Origin of the sequence: Aromatoleum anaerobium (genome assembly GCF_012910705.2) — a bacterium.
Classification (GTDB): Bacteria; Pseudomonadota; Gammaproteobacteria; order Burkholderiales; family Rhodocyclaceae; genus Aromatoleum; species Aromatoleum anaerobium.
Genome location: NZ_WTVG02000001.1, coordinates 53,803 through 71,612, shown reverse-complemented (window position 1 = coordinate 71,612; position 17,810 = coordinate 53,803). Strand labels below are relative to the sequence as shown.

At 62.1% G+C, this 17,810-nt stretch carries 24 protein-coding genes; 15 read left to right on the top strand and 9 right to left on the bottom strand.

Annotated elements, in window-relative coordinates:
• Window positions 1-12: 12 nt before the first annotated feature.
• From GO606_RS00410 to GO606_RS00370, 9 genes are all read right to left on the bottom strand, one after another.
• A complete protein-coding gene (locus tag GO606_RS00410) occupies window positions 13-1,401 on the bottom strand; it encodes a TrbI/VirB10 family protein (protein ID WP_169119627.1) in 1,389 nt (462 codons plus the stop codon).
• 5 nt (window positions 1,402-1,406) lie between these two features.
• On the bottom strand, window positions 1,407-1,904 hold the full coding sequence (locus GO606_RS00405; protein ID WP_425532171.1) for a conjugal transfer protein TrbH: 498 nt from the start codon (window positions 1,902-1,904) through the stop codon (window positions 1,407-1,409).
• On the bottom strand, window positions 1,901-2,797 hold the full coding sequence (trbG, locus tag GO606_RS00400) for a P-type conjugative transfer protein TrbG (protein WP_169119625.1): 897 nt from the start codon (window positions 2,795-2,797) through the stop codon (window positions 1,901-1,903). Before trbG ends, GO606_RS00405 begins: the two co-directional genes overlap by 4 nt.
• A gap of 17 nt (window positions 2,798-2,814) precedes the next feature.
• On the bottom strand, window positions 2,815-3,600 hold the full coding sequence (locus GO606_RS00395) for a conjugal transfer protein TrbF (RefSeq protein ID WP_169119624.1): 786 nt from the start codon (window positions 3,598-3,600) through the stop codon (window positions 2,815-2,817).
• Complete coding sequence (locus GO606_RS00390) at window positions 3,597-6,149, bottom strand: VirB4 family type IV secretion/conjugal transfer ATPase (RefSeq protein WP_169119623.1); 2,553 nt, start codon at window positions 6,147-6,149, stop codon at window positions 3,597-3,599. Before GO606_RS00390 ends, GO606_RS00395 begins: the two co-directional genes overlap by 4 nt.
• On the bottom strand, window positions 6,146-6,457 hold the full coding sequence (locus tag GO606_RS00385; RefSeq protein ID WP_169119622.1) for a conjugal transfer protein TrbD: 312 nt from the start codon (window positions 6,455-6,457) through the stop codon (window positions 6,146-6,148). Before GO606_RS00385 ends, GO606_RS00390 begins: the two co-directional genes overlap by 4 nt.
• Before the next feature lie 2 nt (window positions 6,458-6,459).
• A complete protein-coding gene (gene trbC / locus GO606_RS00380; RefSeq protein WP_169119621.1) occupies window positions 6,460-6,885 on the bottom strand; it encodes a conjugal transfer system pilin TrbC in 426 nt (141 codons plus the stop codon).
• 13 nt (window positions 6,886-6,898) lie between these two features.
• Entirely contained in the window at window positions 6,899-7,858 is a 960-nt protein-coding gene (gene trbB / locus GO606_RS00375; RefSeq protein WP_169119620.1) for a P-type conjugative transfer ATPase TrbB, read from the bottom strand.
• 291 nt (window positions 7,859-8,149) lie between these two features.
• A complete protein-coding gene (locus GO606_RS00370) occupies window positions 8,150-8,512 on the bottom strand; it encodes a transcriptional regulator (protein WP_169119619.1) in 363 nt (120 codons plus the stop codon).
• Window positions 8,513-8,827: 315 nt separating this feature from the next.
• Here GO606_RS00370 and trfA point away from each other — a divergent pair, with 315 nt between their 5' ends.
• The 15 genes from trfA to GO606_RS00295 all read left to right on the top strand — a co-directional run bounded on the left by trfA (window position 8,828) and on the right by GO606_RS00295 (window position 17,511).
• Entirely contained in the window at window positions 8,828-9,670 is an 843-nt protein-coding gene (gene trfA, locus GO606_RS00365) for a plasmid replication initiator TrfA (protein WP_246979202.1), read from the top strand.
• A gap of 1,030 nt (window positions 9,671-10,700) precedes the next feature.
• The gene (locus GO606_RS00360; protein WP_211166741.1) at window positions 10,701-10,856 is read left to right on the top strand and encodes a hypothetical protein; all 156 of its coding nucleotides are present in this window, start codon (window positions 10,701-10,703) and stop codon (window positions 10,854-10,856) included.
• Between the two features lie 134 nt (window positions 10,857-10,990).
• Window positions 10,991-11,425 carry an antirestriction protein gene (locus tag GO606_RS00355; protein WP_169119617.1) on the top strand — a complete coding sequence of 145 codons (435 nt, stop codon included), beginning with the start codon at window positions 10,991-10,993 and terminating at the stop codon, window positions 11,423-11,425.
• Between the two features lie 41 nt (window positions 11,426-11,466).
• Window positions 11,467-11,949, top strand: a complete 483-nt coding sequence (locus GO606_RS00350; protein WP_169200683.1) for a hypothetical protein — start codon at window positions 11,467-11,469, stop codon at window positions 11,947-11,949.
• 62 nt (window positions 11,950-12,011) lie between these two features.
• A complete protein-coding gene (locus GO606_RS00345) occupies window positions 12,012-12,389 on the top strand; it encodes a hypothetical protein (RefSeq protein WP_211166740.1) in 378 nt (125 codons plus the stop codon).
• A gap of 33 nt (window positions 12,390-12,422) precedes the next feature.
• Window positions 12,423-12,788, top strand: coding sequence for a hypothetical protein (locus GO606_RS00340; protein ID WP_211166739.1), 366 nt, complete (start codon window positions 12,423-12,425; stop codon window positions 12,786-12,788).
• A gap of 19 nt (window positions 12,789-12,807) precedes the next feature.
• Window positions 12,808-13,059, top strand: a complete 252-nt coding sequence (locus GO606_RS00335; RefSeq protein WP_169119616.1) for a helix-turn-helix domain-containing protein — start codon at window positions 12,808-12,810, stop codon at window positions 13,057-13,059.
• 134 nt (window positions 13,060-13,193) lie between these two features.
• A complete protein-coding gene (gene kleA / locus GO606_RS00330) occupies window positions 13,194-13,421 on the top strand; it encodes a stable inheritance protein KleA (RefSeq protein WP_169119615.1) in 228 nt (75 codons plus the stop codon).
• 169 nt (window positions 13,422-13,590) lie between these two features.
• Window positions 13,591-13,791 carry a hypothetical protein gene (locus GO606_RS00325; protein ID WP_169119614.1) on the top strand — a complete coding sequence of 67 codons (201 nt, stop codon included), beginning with the start codon at window positions 13,591-13,593 and terminating at the stop codon, window positions 13,789-13,791.
• 170 nt (window positions 13,792-13,961) lie between these two features.
• Entirely contained in the window at window positions 13,962-14,285 is a 324-nt protein-coding gene (gene kleE, locus GO606_RS00320) for a KleE stable inheritance protein (RefSeq protein WP_169119613.1), read from the top strand.
• Between the two features lie 325 nt (window positions 14,286-14,610).
• Window positions 14,611-14,916 (top strand): transcriptional regulator KorA, encoded by a 306-nt coding sequence (locus GO606_RS00315; RefSeq protein ID WP_169119612.1) that lies wholly within the window; start codon window positions 14,611-14,613, stop codon window positions 14,914-14,916.
• On the top strand, window positions 14,913-15,680 hold the full coding sequence (locus GO606_RS00310) for a ParA family protein (RefSeq protein ID WP_169119611.1): 768 nt from the start codon (window positions 14,913-14,915) through the stop codon (window positions 15,678-15,680). The genes GO606_RS00315 and GO606_RS00310 overlap by 4 nt, the downstream gene beginning before the upstream one ends.
• Window positions 15,680-16,741 carry a transcriptional repressor gene korB gene (locus GO606_RS00305; protein ID WP_169119610.1) on the top strand — a complete coding sequence of 354 codons (1,062 nt, stop codon included), beginning with the start codon at window positions 15,680-15,682 and terminating at the stop codon, window positions 16,739-16,741. Before GO606_RS00310 ends, GO606_RS00305 begins: the two co-directional genes overlap by 1 nt.
• A 120-nt stretch (window positions 16,742-16,861) precedes the next feature.
• Entirely contained in the window at window positions 16,862-17,302 is a 441-nt protein-coding gene (locus GO606_RS00300) for a hypothetical protein (RefSeq protein WP_169119608.1), read from the top strand.
• A complete protein-coding gene (locus GO606_RS00295; protein WP_169119609.1) occupies window positions 17,299-17,511 on the top strand; it encodes a GDCCVxC domain-containing (seleno)protein in 213 nt (70 codons plus the stop codon). The genes GO606_RS00300 and GO606_RS00295 overlap by 4 nt, the downstream gene beginning before the upstream one ends.
• The last annotated feature ends 299 nt before the right edge of the window (window positions 17,512-17,810 follow it).

The window sequence follows — 17,810 nt, the reverse complement described above, 5'->3', positions numbered from 1 at the left end:
TTCTCCTTCTCGTCAGTAATCGAACGATTGGTACGGCTTTGAAAACGTCATGTCTTTGGTGACGATCACGTTAAAGCGGTAGCCGGGCCGGATCTCCAGCGTCGGCGCGATGTTCAGGTTCTTGGCGATCATCTGTGCCGTGACCTGGCCGAGCTGCTGCCCGAGGGCTTCGCTCAAGGCATCGCTTGCGCGTTGCGAGTTGCCGGTGCTGTTGCCGTTGTCCTGGCTCAAGGTGATGCCGGCAGTCACGGCCGACATGAGGAAGGCCGATGTGAACGTCCGGAAGTAGTGGTTGTTTACCTGATCGTTGAAGCCGGCATAACCCGCGCTGTCGGCGCCGGGCATCGCGCCAATGTCCATCGCCTTCCCATCCGGGAAGACGATGCGTTGCCATGCCACCAGCACGCGGGCCTGTCCGTAGGCGACCTCGCTGGAGTACGTCCCGACGAGGCGCGAGCCTTGAGGGATCAGCAAATGCCGGCCGGTCGGCGTGTCGTAAACGTGCTGCGCGACTTGGGCCATGATCTGGCCCGGCAGGTCGGAATTGATCCCGGAAATCAGCGTGGCAGGCACCACGAAGCCGGCCCGCAGCTCGAACGGCGTGCGCGGTGCCTCAGGCTGAGAGTCCATCGCCCAGCGGTCCCCCTGCCCGGCTTTCCCGAATTGCGCGATGTTGTTCCGTCCCCCGGTCGAGGTCTGGAGCAATTGCGGGGCGCCACCGCCGCCGGACGCCGGGTTGGTGGCGCCGTTGTTGAGGTTGCTACGGATCTGCGCCAGGCGCGTTTGGTACGCGGCGGTCGGATCTTCGCTGCGGGCACCATCGGCCTGCTGTCGCACTGCGGCCAGACGGGCGAGCATTTCATCGCGGGATTGCGGCGTGGCTGCTGTGCCCCCAAGCGCCGACCCGGCGCTGCGCGGGGCCACCATCTGCACACCGGTTCGCGCCTTGGCCGCCTCCTCGAGCCTTTGGAGCTTCGCCATGCGGATGCGGTCGGCCTCATCGTCATGCGCGGGCTGCTGTAGCTCGCCACTCCCGGCTGGGGGCTTCGGTGGGGCGTCCAGGTTCTCGGGCCGGGCGATCAATACCGGCTCGCCGGCCGGGGCCGCGTCGAGTTCCGGCACGACCAGTTGCGAGGCCGGCTGGATCATTCCGCCGGTCTGCTCGCCGGCAATCTCCTTGGCGAACATCGAGGTGTTGCCCGCCTTCTCGGCTGGCCCGGCCGCCAGTTCGTTCTGCTTGGCGGCGCGATCTGCCGCCACCAGCATCATGACCAGCAGAAACGCCACCATGACCCCGCCCAGGAGGTACATCGGCATGTTGTTTACCCGGCGCACGCCCGATTTCTTCGACACTTCGCCCGGCGAAGCGTCCGGTGCCATTTGATCGGCTGTTTCGCTCATCGGTGTTACTCCTTGCGTACCCAATACCCGGCCGGAATCAGCACGCGGTTCTGTTCCAGGTAGGGGCGTGTAATGGATTGCGAGCCGACCAGGAGCGTCAGGCGATAGAGCCCGGTGCCAGCGTCATGGTCCAGGACGTACCGCAGCGGCAGTGCGACCGTGGTCGGCGTTACGACCACAACCGGATCGGCGTCCTTCTGTTCCGGCGTGGCGTTGCCGGCGCCGGATGCCTTCTGCGGTGCGTACTCCAAGACGGCGTAACCGGAGGACCGGAGGTTGCCGACCAGCGCGGCGCCGAACTCGTCCGGCGTGGGCTGTTGCAGCTCGAACCGCGTCTTGGCCGGCGGCCACAGCGCCGCGAGCTGCTTGGCGGCATCCCCTGCGAGCTGCTGCTGATCCACCGTAACCGGCGGCTGGACGAAGTTGCCGTAAGGAGCTGTCGTTGCGCAGCCGCCCAAGGCCAGCGCAACCAGCGCGACAAGGACCAGTCTCTTCATGGTCATTTCCCCGTCCTGGTGATGGTCACGCGGTCTTGGCTGTTGCCGACGCCGGCAATCAGGATTGCCTTGTCGAAGATCGTGTCCACGATGTAACGGTCGTCCTGGACGCGGTAATTCACCAGCACGGTTTCGTCATCGGTGAAGAACCCGCCATCCTTCCGCACCACCAGCAGGGTCGGCGCCTCGGTCTGCTCCATCGCGGATGGCATTTCGATGATGGTCTTGCGGCCATCGTTGTAGACGCGCACCGGCTTCCAGCGCGTGGCGCCGGACACGTCATAGTCGAACGACAAATTGCCGAGGTATTCGCCGGTCTGCGGCATCGTCCGCTCTTCCCGCTCCCGCACTTCGCGGGTGCGGATCGCGTCCCACTTGGCAAGGGCTTCCTCGGGGTAGGTGAAGGCCACTTGCGGCATGTACTTGGTGCGATGCGAACGCAGCTTGAGGTGATAGGTGCGCCGGTTCGTAGTCACGACCAGGCTCGTTTCCAGGCCCACGTCCATCGGTTTGATGATGAGGTGCTGGGTTTCGGCGACACCGCTGCCCGTGATGGCCGGCTCAACCGTCCAGCGGGCGGTGTCGCCCAGGTGGATCGAGTTCACCAGCTCGCCGGGCTGCAAGGCGACATCGCAGACCTGGAGCACCGCGCACACGATGCTGGGCTGCTGCGCGCCGAAGACGAAGCGCACGGCCCCGTTGGCGCCCGCCATCGGCTTGATGCCGGCCGCCGAGCCCGCGTCCCACTTCTTGGCGATCCGCAGCGCCTCCCGCTCTTGCGCGGTCAGCTCGAGGTTCCTCCCGGAGAAATACTTGTCGGCCAGGCCATCGCCTGCTGCCGCCGCGGCGGGCGCAGCCAACACGACGCCCAAGATCACAGCAGAAAGGTGCTTTTTCATTTTTGGATAACCCCAAATCAAAGAATGCGTGACCAAGAGAAGTCGCGGACGAACACGCTCATGGGGTTGTTCCGCAACTGATCGTCTGTCGTTTGGCTGGAGACTTCCGCCGTGTACACCGTGACCAGGGCGCGCATCGTGACCGGCTGGCCCTTCACGGTGCCTTGGCGGTCGCGGGTGGTTTCCACCCAGTCCACTTGCCAGGTGTCCGGCGACTGTCGGAGGGCGGTCTTGATTTCGACGTTGACCATCTCCTTTTCGGCCCGCTTGAAAGGGCTGGCCTCGGGATGGCCGTTCAGCCACTCGTTCATCTTCGCGGTGGCCGGATCGTTCGGAGAGAGCTTCGCGTACACTCGGAACACGGCCCTGCGCTGCAAGGCCACGTCGGGCGTCACGATCCGGGCGTCCCCAATGAACTCGGACACCGACGCGTGCACGACGCGCGGATCGGCTTTCGCGGCCGCTGTCACCGGGCCGGCGGCGACCGTCTGGCCCAGCTTGTCGACTTCCACCACGTAGGGGATGAACTTCGACTGGCTGCCGATGTGAATCACGCCGCCGACGCTGGCCAAGGCGATCAGCAGCGACAGGATGCCGATGACCTGCCACGTCTGCCGCTGGGATACGACCGATCCAACGTGATCGTTCCAGGTGCGGCGGCTGGCCAGGTAGGGGTTTTCGGCTCTCCCCTTGCGGCGGCCGCCAGCCAGCGGGGCGTTTGAGCGGCGCGGATCGAGGGGGTCGTGGTTCGGCTCGGGCTTCTTCATGAAGATCAAGCCTTTTATGGTGTCAGCAAAGCTCATGCGGCCTCCAGGTAGTCATCGACCAGGTAGTCATTGAGGTTCAGGCCCTTCCCGGCCAGCCACTCATGCACCCATTCATCGCCGAACTTGGCTTCAAGGCTCTTGATGGTGGCAACCGAATCCTTGTCGGAGGAACCGACAAAGGCCAGGGCAAGCGGCCCCAGGGCGAGGTCATAGAGGCGGCGGCCATTCTCGGAAACGTAGTAGTACTGTCGTTTCGGAATGGCGGTCGCCAGGATTTCGATTTGCCGCGCATTGAGGCCCATACGGCGATACAGGGCCGCCGTGTCCTCGTCGCGGGCATAGACGTTCGGCAGGAAAATTTTGGTTGCGGTCGATTCCACGATCACGTCGAGGATGCCGCTGTTCGCCGCGTCGGAAAGGCTCTGCGTCGCCATCAGCACGAGGCAGTTGGCCTTGCGCAGCACCTTGAGCCATTCGCGGATCTTGGCGCGGAATGCCGGATGACCGAGCATCAACCAGGCTTCATCCAGGATGATGACGGCGGGCTGGCCTTTCAGGCTGCGCTCGATGCGGCGGAACAGGTACAGCAAGACCGGCAGCGCGTACTTCTCGCCGAGGTCCATCAGTTCCTCGATTTCAAACGTGGTGAAGTCGGCGAGCGACAAGCCATCTTCTTCGGCGTCCAGCAGGTGACCCATCGTGCCGTCCACCGTGTACTGCCTGATCGCCTCGCGGATCGCCTCGTCCTGGATCGTCACCGAGAACTCGGAGAGCGTGCGGGCGCCGCTGCGCTGCATGCTCATGATCGCGTGGCCGATTTCGTTGCGCTGTGCCGGCGTGGTTTCCACCCCGTTCAACGCCAGGATGGTGTCGATCCATTCCATCGCCCAGGCACGATCCCCCTTTGTCTCGAGGAACTGGAGGGGGCAGAAGGCCAGGCGGTCATCATCGGCCGCCACCGAGAAGTGCCGCCCACCGACCGCCTTGGTCAGCGGGTACATGGACATGCCTTTGTCGAAGGCATAGATCGTCATGCCGGCATAGCGCCGGAGCTGCGCGGCGATCAGTGCCAAGTGCGTGGACTTGCCGGCGCCGGTCGGGCCGAACATGAACGTGTGGCCGAGGTCGCGCACATGGAGGTTGAGGCGGAACGGCGTGGCTCCATGCGTAACGCAGTGCATCAGGGCCGGCGACAGCGGCGGATAGAGCGGGCACGGGGCGTCGGCGTTTCCCGTCCAGATGGATGAGGTCGGCAACAGGTCGGCCAGGTTCATCGTGTTGATGAGCGGCCGGCGCACGTTCTCGACGCCATGACCGGGCAGACTGCCGAGGAAGGCATCTTGCGTGTTGATGGTTTCGATGCGTGCCGCGAAGCCCAGGCGGTTGATGGACTTCTCGACCAGGCGGGCCGACTCTTCGAGCTTGTCCCGATCCTCGTTCATCAGCACCACGACGCCCGTGTAATAGCCTTGCGCGACCAGGCCGCTGTTTACTTCGGCAATCGCCGCTTCGGCATCGCCGACCATCGAGAGCGCGTCCTGATCGACCGCCCCGGTGTTGGTGTTGAAGACCTGATCGAAGAACCCGCGCACCTTCTGCCGCCACTTCTTGCGGAACTTGTCCAGGTGCTTCACCGCCTCGTGCTGGTCCATGAAGATGAAACGGCTCGACCAGCGGTATTCGCACGGCAGCTCGCCCAGGGCCGTCAAGAGGCCGGGTGTGGACTCCAGGGGAAAGCCCTCGATGGCGACCACCTGGACAAAGTTGCGGCCGATCTTGGGCACCACCCCGCCCCACAGCTCTTGACCGCCGATCACGGCATCCAGATACATCGGATTGCTCGGCAGCAGAACCGGGTGATGGCGGCCGGTGATGCAGAACTGCAACCAGCTCAGGAAGTCGTCATGCGTGACGGTGGAGCCGTCCTCATTGACCACCTTCTGGCCGCGCATTCGAGTCAGATTGACGGCCGAGGACAGGCGGTTTTCGATGACCGTGATTTCCCGCTTGAATTGCGCGATCAGGCCCATCGTGCGGGCCTTGTGGTCCGGCGCGATCGCGTCATCATCGAACATCAGTTCCACGAATTTGCGTTGCGCCAGGACCGGCGGGAACCAGGTGAGCGTCAGCACGAAATAGCCCTCGTACATCGTGCCCTGGCCCTCGAACAGCCGGCGCCGTTCCTCGTCTATCGCGGCCGAGACGGCATCAGGGAAATGCGAGACTCCCTTTATCGAGTAGTTGGGCGCCGGCCGGCGCACCGCGTCGACGTGCACCATCCATCCGCTGCCGAGCCCCGCAAGGGCCTGGTTGATGCGGAACGACACCATTTCGCGCTGCTCGTCAGTGCTGCTGGCGTTGTCATCCCCCCGATATAGCCACGCGGCCATAAAGGAGCCGTTCTTGCCCACGATCACCCCGTCATCGACCACTGCGGCGTAGTTGAGCAAGTCGGCCAGGCCCGCGTCCTTGGAACGATGTTTCTTGAGCTGCAATTCGGCATCGACCGTACGGATGCGGGCAAACAGGATGAGCAACAAGGCGGCCCCGACGACAGCAATGGTGATTGCGATTGCCTGGATCATTTGTATTGCTTCCCTTGGCTGGTCGTGTTGTCACGGAAGGGCGTCGAGCGCGCCGGGTAATAGCCCTTGTAGCGGCGGTGCCGCAGGTAAACGTGACGCATCTTCGGATCGGACTTCGCCATCAGTCGGAACACGAAGAGGGACGCGAACCACAAGGCGATCCCGAACACCGTTGCGCGCACTTCTTGGGCGCTGAAAATCAGCGCCCCGGCCAGCAGACCGGAGAACATCACCAGCTCACGATCCCCGCCCATGAACAGGTTTTCTCGGTTGCCGGCTCTACGAATGGGGATCGTGCGCAGGGTCATGTTTATGCAGCCTGCTTGTTGAAGAGCAGCGAGGCGGCCAGCTTGCCGTGCTGGAGCGCGTCATCGGTCACAGACGCGATTTCCGCGCCACGGCCGAAGAAGGTGCTCATCATGTTTTGCGCGCCGACCAGCAGGGCCATGACCAGGACGATGAAGATCAGCGTCCGGAAGAAGCCGTTGAGTTCGCCGCCGAAGATCAGGATGCCGCCGGCAACGACGATGCCGATCAGGGACAGCGTGAACGCGACCGGCCCGGTGACGGAGTTGCGGAGGTTTGTCAGCCAGCTTTCATAGGGGAGCGAGCCGCCGGTTCCTTCGGACGCTAAGACCGTATGCGGAGCCAGCAGGAAAAAGGCCAGGAGTGCGAGCAGACCGAGGTAGAAAACGGTGTTGCGGTCGAGGCGGAACGAGGACAGTGCGATTTGCATGGGTGTTACTCCTTCAGAGGGCTTTGGTGATGTAGCGGCTGCCGTCGAACCCGGAAACCTCGAGGATTTCCTGAACGCGGCGGCCGCCTTCGAACCTGGCGATGTGGACGACCACATGAACCGCCTCGCCGATGAGCGGTTCGATAGGTTTGGGGGAGTCGGGGTGCATGCTGATGAGCATTGCGAGCCGATCCAGGCCGGCTTTCGCGTTATTGGCATGCAGAGTGGCGGCACCTCCTTCGTGACCGGTGTTCCAAGCCATCAACAGGTCAAGGGCTTCGGGGCCGCGTACCTCCCCGACCAGGATTCGGTCGGGGCGCATACGCAGGGTGGTTTTCAGCAGCGCGGTCATGTTCACGTCGATGCTGGTGTGGTACTGGACGTAGTTCGTGGCGGCGCACTGGATTTCTCCGGTGTCCTCGATGATGAAAACCCGTTCGGTCGGGTCATTGACCACCATCTGGTTGATGATGGCGTTCACCAATGTGGTCTTGCCGCTGCCGGTGCCGCCGATCACGAGGATGTTGCGGTGCGCGCGGATTGCCTCGATAAGCACATCACGCTGCCCGGCCGTCATGGCGCCGCTGTCGACGTACTGATCCAGGGTGAAGATGGCGACGGCCTTCTTACGAATGGCGAAGGTCGGCGCCGGGACTACCGGGGGGAGCTGGCCGGCGAAGCGCGAGCCGTCTAGGGGCAATTCGCCTTCCAGGATCGGTTTCTGGCGGGTGACTTCCTTGCCGTGGTAGCCGGCGATGGTCTCGATGATGGCCTGCGCCTGCGCCGCGCGCATCGAGCCGATGCACTTCATCGGTTCGCCCAGCTTTTCTTGCCACAGCTTGCCGTCGGCATTGAGCATGATTTCGACGGTCTTCGGGTCGTTCAGGGCAGCAAGGAGCTCTGGTCCCATGTCCCGTTCGAGCTTCCGCTTCGCTCGCTCCTTTATGCTGATCGATTCTTTGTGCTCGCTCATCGGTTCCGCCTGCTTGAAATGTCGCTGTTCTTAGCTAACACTTCATAAACGGTATACCGGAATAATTTACGATGCAACAGAAACGACTTGATGAAACAAATTCTGACGAATTATCCGAAATAAATACGAAAAGACGCAGCAGGAATACGACAAAGCGCCCATGCTGGTACTTTTCGTGTGTTTCTGCGGGATTTGCTGCGGGCGTGCGGTTCCGGGGGTTGAGCCACCCCGGCGAGCTTTAGCCGCTAAAACGCGGTCTTCTAATTTTTGTTCTGGCCTGCCTTCCTGGCGTTACCCCTTCTTGAGCTTCTTCTGGGTAGCCTCGGCCCACTTCTTCACGATGAATGCTTGGTGTTCAGGGAGGACAGCCGCCACCCGCTCATATCCGGGGGGCAGGCTGCTCGGCACCTTCTCGCCAGCCAAGGCTTCAAGGGAGGTCTTGTCCAAGTCAGTCGATTCAAGCAACAGCGGCAGGGGCGTTTGCAATGCTTTGGCAATGTCCTCCATCACCTTCAAGGAAGGATTGCCCTTACCCGTGGTGATGTCGGAAAGGAAGGAGATGGACACGCCGGATTTGTCGGCCAACTCATGCTTTGTCATTTGCAGCTCGTCAAGGACGCGCAGCACGTTTGTGAAAAAAATATAGTTGTACAAGGCTGTAGCTCTTATCTGCGCGCTCTTGATTTTAGCCGCTAAAAATTTCTTTGACCGTTGGCATAAGTATAGCTATACTTATGCCAATATAACCACCAGCACGAACGTTAGGTAGGCGTCACAAATTGTTTCAATTTGTCCGCAATCTTACCCGCTATGCCGACGTGCGGCATAGCGATTCCGATTATCGTGTGGAGCCACTCGTGGCAAGTGATAATGCACCATGTGCGCCGCCTGGCGAAGCTGTATGCCAGGAGTTTGGGTGCTTTACGGCCGAATCAACACCGATAGGGGGCGGCGATGGCTAATGAGGTAATGATCGGCATCGAGAAGCTGCAGCGCCACGCGTACCTGAACAGCAAAGGTATCAAGCCGAGCGAGAAACAGTTTCAGCTTGATCTGCTGTTTCCAGAAACGATTGGCGAGCGCGAGGACTTGCGCCACATCCCCAACGACTATGCTCGTTCATCCATCTTTACGGCCAGGAACAAGCGAGAGCCGCGCAAGACGCTGATGCACGAAAAGCTGTTCCACTACAACGAGCACGTTTCCATCCTTTACACCGGGATCGAGCTCCGCGCCGAGGACGACGAAATCGTGTGGCTGCAAATCCTCAACTACGGGCAGCGGGTGCCGCTTGGTGAGCCGTTCGAGTTCTCCGTCAGGGACTTGGTGAGCGATGTCGGTTGGCACAAGAACGGTCGCTATTACGACAAGGCCCGCGAGTGCATTTCCCGGCTCAAGGCGAACGAAGTGATGGCGCTGAATACCAAGGCTTACGGTAAGAGCGGCGCAATCTCGCTGATCCAGAACTACAGTGCCGTGAACGACGCCGAGGGCAAACCGACGCAGTACCGCGTATGGATCGACCCCAACTTGATCGTGCTGTTTGCCGGCAACACCTTCACGAGCCATTCATGGGAGGTATACCGCGATTTGTCGCCCGTCGCACGACGCCTAGCCGACTACATCGAGAGCCACAAGCACCCTTACCCCTTGGCGCTTGAGAAGTTCCGGAAAATGTGCGGCTCGACGGACTCCAGCGCCACGAGCTGGCGGCAGACGGTCAGGAGAGCGTGTGCTGAGGTTCAGGAAGCCAAAATTGCGGCGGCTGCACACCTGTCCAAAGACGATCTCATCTGCTGCGCGTGTGAATAAAGCCACCATCGAACGAAGCACGGTACAAAGGGCGCGCAAGCGCCCTTTGGCGTTTACGAGGCGTAGGTCAAGCGTCACGACCTGGTTAGCAACCAAGCCCTTTGCGCGAAATCGAGGACGAGTTGTCCACAGGCAGAGGCCGGAAGCGTGACTGATGACCTACGATGCGGCGATTTGATCCACAGCCAAGCAGTGTTTTTGACAGATGGCCTACGGTGCGTGACTGATGAGCTACGGCGTTTTCGCAGATCGTAGGTCAAGCGTCACGGGTTTTCAGCCCAACACGGCTGCCAGTGTGGATAAGTCGTCAGGTCAAGCGTCGCCCACCGCAAGCGAGGCCTCGAGCGTGACTGATGGCCTACGTTTTGTGACGGATGACCTACGGTTTACGCTCGAAACAGCCTGGTTTCGAGCTGTTCGCGTGACAGATGGCCTAGAAAACCGTAACAGATGACCTACGAAAGCTTGACAGATGACCTAGGCCATTATCGCGTAAGGCATTGACGTATCAAGAGGAAAAGCCTTTCCTATGGAGCGCTAACCGGTTTTTAACCTGCTTTTAACCAAAAAAAGCACCGCCTCTTGGGGGGCAAGCCCCCCGCCGGCTCCTCCGCGCTACGCGCTCCGCCCGCGCCTGCGGCGCTTCCCGCCCGGCATCCCCCAAGCCGTGCCAACTCAACCGCCTAGCTCCGCACCTCCCTCCAGCGGATAAATTGAGCGCCTCCGGCGCTTCTGGTCTGGCTCCAGGCGCAAGCGCCTGGAAGAAAGTTCGTCCGCTTACGCTGCGCTATGCCCAAAGGGGCTACCGCCCCTCTGGACTCCCCGGATATTCAAACCATGCACGCCACGCCGCCTTGCCGAACTCAACCACTGTCGCTTCCCGGCGGACGCAAGTTTGGACTCCAAGGAAGGAAGAGGTCGGCCGTGGGCCAAGAAGCAGCTCCGGCCGGGCACCACCGGCAGCGGCTACCTGAGGGGCGCACAATGAACCGCCGAGCCTATCGGGCCGCCCGTCGCCTGGTGCGCGACAATGGACGAGCTGCGCTGGCTGCCCGAGGTTGAACGTCAGGAAATGAATGCGCTACTGTCGGTCCAGGCCGCGACGGATCGGCTTGCCGAGCGCGCCGCGATCATCGCCTATTGCCAGCGCGAGGGCCTGCACTGCAACATCCGACACACGCGCTGACCATCAGGACACCGCATGCAACCCAGCGAAATGACGGGTTTTTCGTCTAGGGACTTGACGGTTAGGGCATATTGCCCTAGTATGACATTTGAAGGCCGGGCATCTTGCCCAGGTCACTTACCGGAGAACTTCCGATGATCGAAGCCCACGCACTGCCACCTGTTGCCGCCAACCTGGTTGCCGAAGGCGACCGCCTTTCCTTCCTCCCCGCTTTCTTCGGCCCGCGCCTGATGATGCGCGGCGAGTCCCTGGTGTTCGGCTGGCTCGATACCTTGTCAGAGGACTACAACGGCGGCTTCTGGAGCTTCTACACGCTGACCAACGGCGGTTTCTACATGGCCCCGGCCACCGACAAGCGCATGCGCCTGTCGGTCGACGGCAATGGCTTCAACGGCGAAATGTCGGCCGACGCCGCCGGCATCGTGGCGACCCTGTTCGCCGTGGGTCAACTCGCGGCAGAGGTCCACGGGACCGATGCCGGCGACACCCTGGCCGACCACTACCACGCCTTGCGCGACTTCGCCAAGACGCACCCCGAGGCCGGCCTGATCTTCCGGGCTATTGACTGATGAGGGGCAGCCCCGGCCGCAAGGCCGGGGCTTGGGGCGACATGAGCGAACGAACGAACAGGCGCAATGGTGCCGTCATGGCGGGCAGACTGTTTAGCGGCAGCGTGGAGAATCCCGAGGTCGAGCGGTGCCGCCACTGCGGCGAGCTGTTGCACCCCTACCCCGAACCCGAACACTGGATGCAGTACCCCTTGCCGGTGTGCTGCGTCGTAGACGGCTTGAAATTTTGCGACATCTTCGGCAAGCCGGGTTGCGTCGACGCCTACCTGGTGGAGCATCCGGCGCCGACCGGCGCGGCCGACGAGGGCGGCGCTGCGGCGCGCGCCCGGCAGCGCGAGAAGAAAAAGGCGAAGGACGCGACCGCGAGTTCGGGCGAGGATAGCGACAAGCGCGCGGCGCGGCTTGCGGCCTCGATGCCGAGCGATCCGGCCACCCTACTCGATGTAGCGGCGGATGCAGTAAGGGCGCTGCACGCGGCGCGGTGCCCTTGTGAGGCCAGTCGGGCGCTTTCGTCGTGGCGGTGAACGGCATGCGGGCCATTGTAAAAGTGTCGGATCGGGTCGGCTCGAGGATAGACACGAACCACGTGAGTTTCGAGTTCCATGCGGTGGACTTGGACCGGCCGTTTATCTCTGAAACAGCCTACCGCTCGCACTACGATTCACTGCGCGCCGGCCGTAGCGTCGACCAGGTGGCGGCGGCGATCCTCGCCGAGTTCCAGAAAGGCAAGCCGAAGCCGAAGATGATCGAGTCCGAGTATCGGGATCGGCGGGCCGCCGAGCCCGTGCCGGCGTGGGTGGCCGAGCTGGGGCCACCGCCGAGGCGAGTGCCGACCATTCCGGCCGTTCCGGAGGGCTTCGCCCTGGTCGATGTGGTGTTGCTGGTGCATCGGGCCTTCATCGCGAGGAAGTGGGCAAAGGACGCCCAGGTGAAAATCACGGCGGGCCAAGTGGCCGCCCCTTGAAGTCGAACGCCAGGAGAGCCGAAGGCGCGGGCCGTGCGTCCGGAGCGCAAGCAGGAAGGCGACGAGGACCAGCTCGAGGGGGAGGAAGATACTGCACCGCCAGAACCGGCGATGCCGAGCTACAGCACCGTCATTTCCGACGATGGAGGTCCGGTGCCGGGCGAGTTCAAGCCGGGGCAGCGGTGCGAGATCATCAGCGTCCACCATGCGGCGTTCCCGTCAGACATCGGACGCAAAATCATCATCACGAAAGTGAGCCCCGAAACCCGCCAGGTGTGGGGGCACGATGACAAGCCGCTCAGGTTCCGCATCAATCGGAACGGTCGGCGCGTCACAGACTACGATTCTCGGTGCATCCAGACCATTTACAGTTTCGAGCAGTTGCGCGTTTTGTCTTAACCAGGGAGAAGAAGAAAGCATGAGCCACCCGAATATCCGCCTTGAGTGCCTACGTCCGGCCGAGAGTTGGAGCCAGCCGACTGGGGAAGAAGTCCGCGAGGTCTTGCGCCTCGCGGGATTTACGGGAGGCGCGGCCGCGAAGAGGCTGGGCCTCGGAGCGAAGGGCGACCGAACGGTGCGCCGCTGGATCGGGGAGGACTCACACATCCCCTATGCTGCGTGGGCGCTGCTGTGCGACTTCGCCGGCCTCGGGCAGATATGGAAGAACTGAACGCCAGGGAAGAGGCTTTAGCCGCTAAAATATTTTCGATATATCGTGATATTTTATTGTATTTAGGACATATTGCCCTATATTGAAGTGAAGGCCGGGCATGTTGCCCAGGTCATTTACCGGGAGAGTTTCCGATGCGCAACCAAGTCATGCCCTGGATCGACCTGCTTCCGAACGTGAATCCGTCCCTCATGGCACAGCGGGACGTGGTAGCGACCAAGATGGCATTGGCGGACGACTATATGCGGCGGGCAGAGAGGTTGCGCCGAGAAGCCTATTTCGACTCGATGCGGTTGGAATGTCGCGCGATGGCGGCTTGTGGGCTGGATGCGGTTGAGCGGGCTAAGCGCGTGGCGGGTTGATGGCAACGTGGCCCGGTTCGCCGGGCCTCGCTCTCGATGGAACGCCAGGAAAGGGGTGTGATTTTCTGTCGGCAAACCGGAAAACACGATTTGCATATAGGGCATTTTGCCCTATAATGCTTTGTGATGGCCGGGCATGTTGCCCAGGTCAATAACCGGAGAACTTCCGATGAGCAAGAAACCCCCCTACTTCACCCAAGCGCGTTTTGACGGGAAGTGCGCCGAGACTGGAGCGGCGATCAAGAAGGGCGACCGGATCGCCTACTATCCGGCGACCAAGCAGGTGTTTAGCGAGCAGAGCAAGCAGGCCGACGAGCTGCGCGGTCAGGAGTTCGCCCGTTCGTGGAGAATGGCCGATGCGGACTACTGAGGAGACGCGGGCCGGGATGCAGGAGAAGAAGCCGATAGGTGACGGCGCGAGGTAGAAGCACGCCCCGGACTGAGCCGGGGCGCTTGGCTTGATGCTGGCACACCATAACCGCGCTTTCCAGGGCGGAAAGCAACTAGCATTGAACACGCTAGTTCGCGGAGGGTCAAGCAATGTCCAATATCGTCAAGTTCCCAGGGGACGGGGGGCCGGCGCCGGCGCTTCCTGCGCCTGTCCAGGCGAAGCCCAAGGGTGGATTGAACGCCAGGGGGAAGGTCATTCTTGCCACCGTCTGGCGGGCCGTGTGGATCGTCTTCGTGCTGGTCTGGCCGGTGCTCAAGTGGGTGATCTCCATCGAAGTGTTCTTCCAGCTCATTCGCATGGTCTACCACTGGAATACCCCTGGTGTTCATGCGGGCTGGACGTTCCTGCTGCACTTCGGGGTGCTGACCGCCCTCACCTACCTTGTTGCCTTCTACAAGCCGAAAGGACTATGAGCATGGATTGCCGTGTCAATCAGGTCCTGGCCGTGATCGCGGGCGACCTCGGGGCGCCCGTCGAGGCTGTCACGGTCGAGAAGGGGCGGTGTTCTACGACGCCGGCAAAGAGTTCCGGGACGCGTGCCAAGTGGGTACAGCCTACTGGCGCAAGTGCTGGGCCAAGGCGGAAACAGACGCTCTGATGGAGCGTTTACAGGGAGATTTTAGCCGCTAAAATGTTTGACGGGCTGTAAAAGTATAGCTATACTTTGCGCATAATTGGCGGCTGGCACCGCTGATTTCAAATCACCAGGGCGGAGTGTTATGAGCGCAGTCCATCATCATGAAGAAGAGGCTAACGGAAGCGCAGTTTCTGGAGGCCATCAAGAGCCTCGAGATCGGGAAGCAGACCCGCGAAATCGCGCGGGGCGTGCTGGTCGAGGGGAAGAAGCAGGCCGAGTACGTGACGACCTTGGGAGTGACCAAGGGGGCCGTCTGGCAGGCCGTGGAACGAGTGTGGGAAGCGCACATGACCAAGGCGTTACCGGAGGGATTCGAGCGAGTCACGGCGGTACTACCCGAGCACCAGGCGTTCATCGTGAAGAAGTGGGCCGAGGACGCCAAGAAAAAACAGGAACCCAAAGCATGAAAACTATGGTCACGGCAAACCAAAAGGGCGGCGTCGGGAAGACTTCGACGGTGGTGCACGTCGCCTTCGATTTCCTCGAACGCGGTTTGCGGGTTGCCGTGATCGACCTGGATACCCAGGGCAATGCTTCTTTCACATTGCAGGGGCACCAGAGCGGCTACCTGGCAAGCCAAATGTTCGACCTGGATGCCGACAGCTTGCGGCAATGGTTTGATGGTCGGGTGGACGGTGCGGATATTCACCTGATCGCGTCCGATGCCCGCCTGGCGGACATGGAGAAACGGTCCGTGTCCGAGGCCAGCGCGAGCTTCAGGGCCAATGTGGCGGCCCTGGCCGACTGCGGCTTCGACGTGGTGCTGGTGGATACCGCCCCTTCCCTTGGCGTGGGGATGGCGGCCGCGCTGTTCGCGGCTGACTATGTGCTGTCGCCCATCGAGCTGGAGGCGTACAGCATCCAGGGCATCAAGAAGATGGTCACGGCCATTGCGAATGTCCGCAAGGTCAATACCAAGCTGAAATTCCTCGGGATGATGCCGAGCAAGGTGGATGCCCGGAATCCCCGCCATCTGCGGCACCTGGAAGAGCTGCACAAGGCTTACCCGCAACTGATGATTCCCGCGCGCATCGGCCTTCGCAGCAGCATTGCTGATGCCCTGGCGAGCGGCGTGCCTGTCTGGAAGATCAAGAAAACCGCAGCACGCAAGGCGGCTCAAGAAGTCCGCGAGCTGGCCGACTATGTATTCACGAAGATGGAGATTGCGTAATGACCGCCGTTAAGAACGCCAAGAAGAAGGCCGAGGAGAAGCCCCAGGCGTCCGGGCTGGGCCTGGATAGCATCGGTGACCTGTCGGGCCTCCTGAACGAGCCGGAGGCCGTTGCGCGCGGCGGCGGCCCGCTGGAATTGCCCCTGGATCTGATCGACGAAGATCCGCAGCAGCCCCGGACGGCCGACAACCCTGGGTTCTCGCCCGAGAGCATCGAGGAGATCGGCCAGACGATCAAAGACCGGGGCGTGAAGTCGCCGATTTCGGTGCGCGAGAATCCTGAGGTTGAAGGGCGCTACATCATCAACCACGGTGCGCGCCGCTACCGTGGGTCGAAGTGGGCCGAGAAGACCGCCATCCCGGCCTTCATCGACAACGATTACAACCACGCTGACCAGGTCATCGAGAACCTGCAACGCAACGAGCTCACCCCGCGCGAGATCGCGGACTTCATCGGCCGCGAGCTGGCGACCGGCAAGAAGAAGAGCGAGATCGCCCGCGAGATCGGCAAGTCCCCGGCGTTCGTGACCCAGCATGTGACGCTGCTCGACCTACCCGATCCGATCGCCAAGGCGTTCAACACTGGTCGGGCCAACGACGTGACCGTGGTCAACGAGTTGGTGACGGCGTTCAAGAAGAACCCGGAAGAGGTCGGCGCCTGGTTGGCCGACGACAGCCAGGAGCTGACGCGCGGATCGGTCAAGCTGCTGCGCGAGTTCCTGGAGGACAAGCGCCGGCAGGGTGACGAGGACGAGCGCGATCCAAACACGGTGGACGCCCTGATCGGCAAGACCGACGCGGAGGCCGAGGAAGGCGAGCAAGGGCCGGAAGGGGTGGAAGAGGTGGAAGGGGGGAACACCACGAAGGAGAAGAAGGAGGCCGACCCGGACAAGCTCAAGAAGGCCATCATCCAGGTCGAGCACGACGGCCGCCCTGCCCGGTTGATCCTCAACAAGCGCCCGCCGGCCGAGGGCTGGGCCTGGTTGCAATACGAGGATGACGGCATGGAGTTCGAGGCTGACTTGATCCAGGTGAAACTTGTCGCGCTGATCGAGGGCTGACGGGATGGACGCGGCTCGGGGCACGTCGGGCCGCTTCCGCCCGCCGATCAAATTAAGGCGCTGTGGAAGATCACCCGTGCGTGAAAAGCGCTCAGGTCCAGCCCGTCGACCGCGTCACTGATGAAGTACGCCAAGTGGCTTTCGGGCAGAGTCCCGGAAAGCTGCGAGATCACCGGTGGTTGGGTTCCAAACGCCCGCACGAGGAAAGCCCCGACCTGTTTGACTCGGCCGTCTCGGGTAACGGGCGCTAACCCGACGCAGCAGATGATGGGAATGTGCATGTGCATGGGCATGTGCTCGGAAATGCTGGCGGCCATCCACAAGACCACGTCGATGGCCGCTTTTGCTACGCCCGAACTTCACACTCTGTTCAGCGAGTGGATGGAAAGCCTGGAACATGAGGCGCTCGCGGCGCTGGACCAACAGGGCGAGGTGGATGCAGCGGCCCTGGCGACCAAGCTCAAGATCAGCGAGGCAAGCGCAATCCATCTTGTTGCGCATCTTGCCAGCAAGAGCAAGGTAAGCCTGAGCGTCCGCGCCACCGGGAAAGGTGAGCCGTGAGTCCCATTGTCCTGGAGTCCGTGTTGACGTGCCCACACTGTGGATTCGCCCAGCAGGAAACCATGTCGACCGATGCCTGCCAGTTCTTCTACGAGTGCTGCAACTGCAAGGCGCTGCTGCGCCCCAACCCCCGCGACTGCTGCGTGTTCTGTTCCTTCGGTTCGGTGAAATGCCCGCCGATTCAGGCGCAGCGCGGGTGTTGCGGGTAGCGCCCAGCTTTCGCCGGCATCATCGGCAGCCCGCCTTCGCGCGGGCTGTTTGCATCGTGGGGCTGAGGAACGGCTTAGCGTACGATTTTTCCCGTTTCGTGAGCTGACCCCTTCGAGGGGTCCGGATCCGGGTGCTGCGCCCGGTGTCCGAGGCACCGCTCGGCCCGGCCACTGATTCCGCCCGCCGGACGCGCCCCACCGCCGGTGCGCCGCGCGCGAACATCGTCACGCCGGGCCCAGGCCGGCACCGCCTGACGCGCTCGGGCGGCCGCTCGCTCCATGCCAAAAGATTGACGCCG

Coding starts and splice junctions, on each gene's coding strand:
- GO606_RS00350 (WP_169200683.1), top strand. CDS start 11,467: ATGAGCGAACGAACGAACAGGCGCAATGGTGCCGTCATGGCGGGCAGA.
- kleA (WP_169119615.1), top strand. CDS start 13,194: ATGCGCAACCAAGTCATGCCCTGGATCGACCTGCTTCCGAACGTGAAT.
- trbC (WP_169119621.1), bottom strand. CDS start 6,885: ATGCAAATCGCACTGTCCTCGTTCCGCCTCGACCGCAACACCGTTTTC.
- trbB (WP_169119620.1), bottom strand. CDS start 7,858: ATGAGCGAGCACAAAGAATCGATCAGCATAAAGGAGCGAGCGAAGCGG.
- GO606_RS00390 (WP_169119623.1), bottom strand. CDS start 6,149: ATGATCCAGGCAATCGCAATCACCATTGCTGTCGTCGGGGCCGCCTTG.
- GO606_RS00300 (WP_169119608.1), top strand. CDS start 16,862: ATGAAGTACGCCAAGTGGCTTTCGGGCAGAGTCCCGGAAAGCTGCGAG.
- GO606_RS00355 (WP_169119617.1), top strand. CDS start 10,991: ATGATCGAAGCCCACGCACTGCCACCTGTTGCCGCCAACCTGGTTGCC.
- trfA (WP_246979202.1), top strand. CDS start 8,828: ATGATCGGCATCGAGAAGCTGCAGCGCCACGCGTACCTGAACAGCAAA.
- GO606_RS00310 (WP_169119611.1), top strand. CDS start 14,913: ATGAAAACTATGGTCACGGCAAACCAAAAGGGCGGCGTCGGGAAGACT.
- GO606_RS00325 (WP_169119614.1), top strand. CDS start 13,591: ATGAGCAAGAAACCCCCCTACTTCACCCAAGCGCGTTTTGACGGGAAG.
- GO606_RS00360 (WP_211166741.1), top strand. CDS start 10,701: ATGGACGAGCTGCGCTGGCTGCCCGAGGTTGAACGTCAGGAAATGAAT.
- GO606_RS00405 (WP_425532171.1), bottom strand. CDS start 1,904: ATGACCATGAAGAGACTGGTCCTTGTCGCGCTGGTTGCGCTGGCCTTG.
- kleE (WP_169119613.1), top strand. CDS start 13,962: ATGTCCAATATCGTCAAGTTCCCAGGGGACGGGGGGCCGGCGCCGGCG.
- GO606_RS00410 (WP_169119627.1), bottom strand. CDS start 1,401: ATGAGCGAAACAGCCGATCAAATGGCACCGGACGCTTCGCCGGGCGAA.
- trbG (WP_169119625.1), bottom strand. CDS start 2,797: ATGAAAAAGCACCTTTCTGCTGTGATCTTGGGCGTCGTGTTGGCTGCG.
- GO606_RS00315 (WP_169119612.1), top strand. CDS start 14,611: ATGAAGAAGAGGCTAACGGAAGCGCAGTTTCTGGAGGCCATCAAGAGC.
- GO606_RS00385 (WP_169119622.1), bottom strand. CDS start 6,457: ATGACCCTGCGCACGATCCCCATTCGTAGAGCCGGCAACCGAGAAAAC.
- GO606_RS00395 (WP_169119624.1), bottom strand. CDS start 3,600: ATGAGCTTTGCTGACACCATAAAAGGCTTGATCTTCATGAAGAAGCCC.
- GO606_RS00305 (WP_169119610.1), top strand. CDS start 15,680: ATGACCGCCGTTAAGAACGCCAAGAAGAAGGCCGAGGAGAAGCCCCAG.
- GO606_RS00335 (WP_169119616.1), top strand. CDS start 12,808: ATGAGCCACCCGAATATCCGCCTTGAGTGCCTACGTCCGGCCGAGAGT.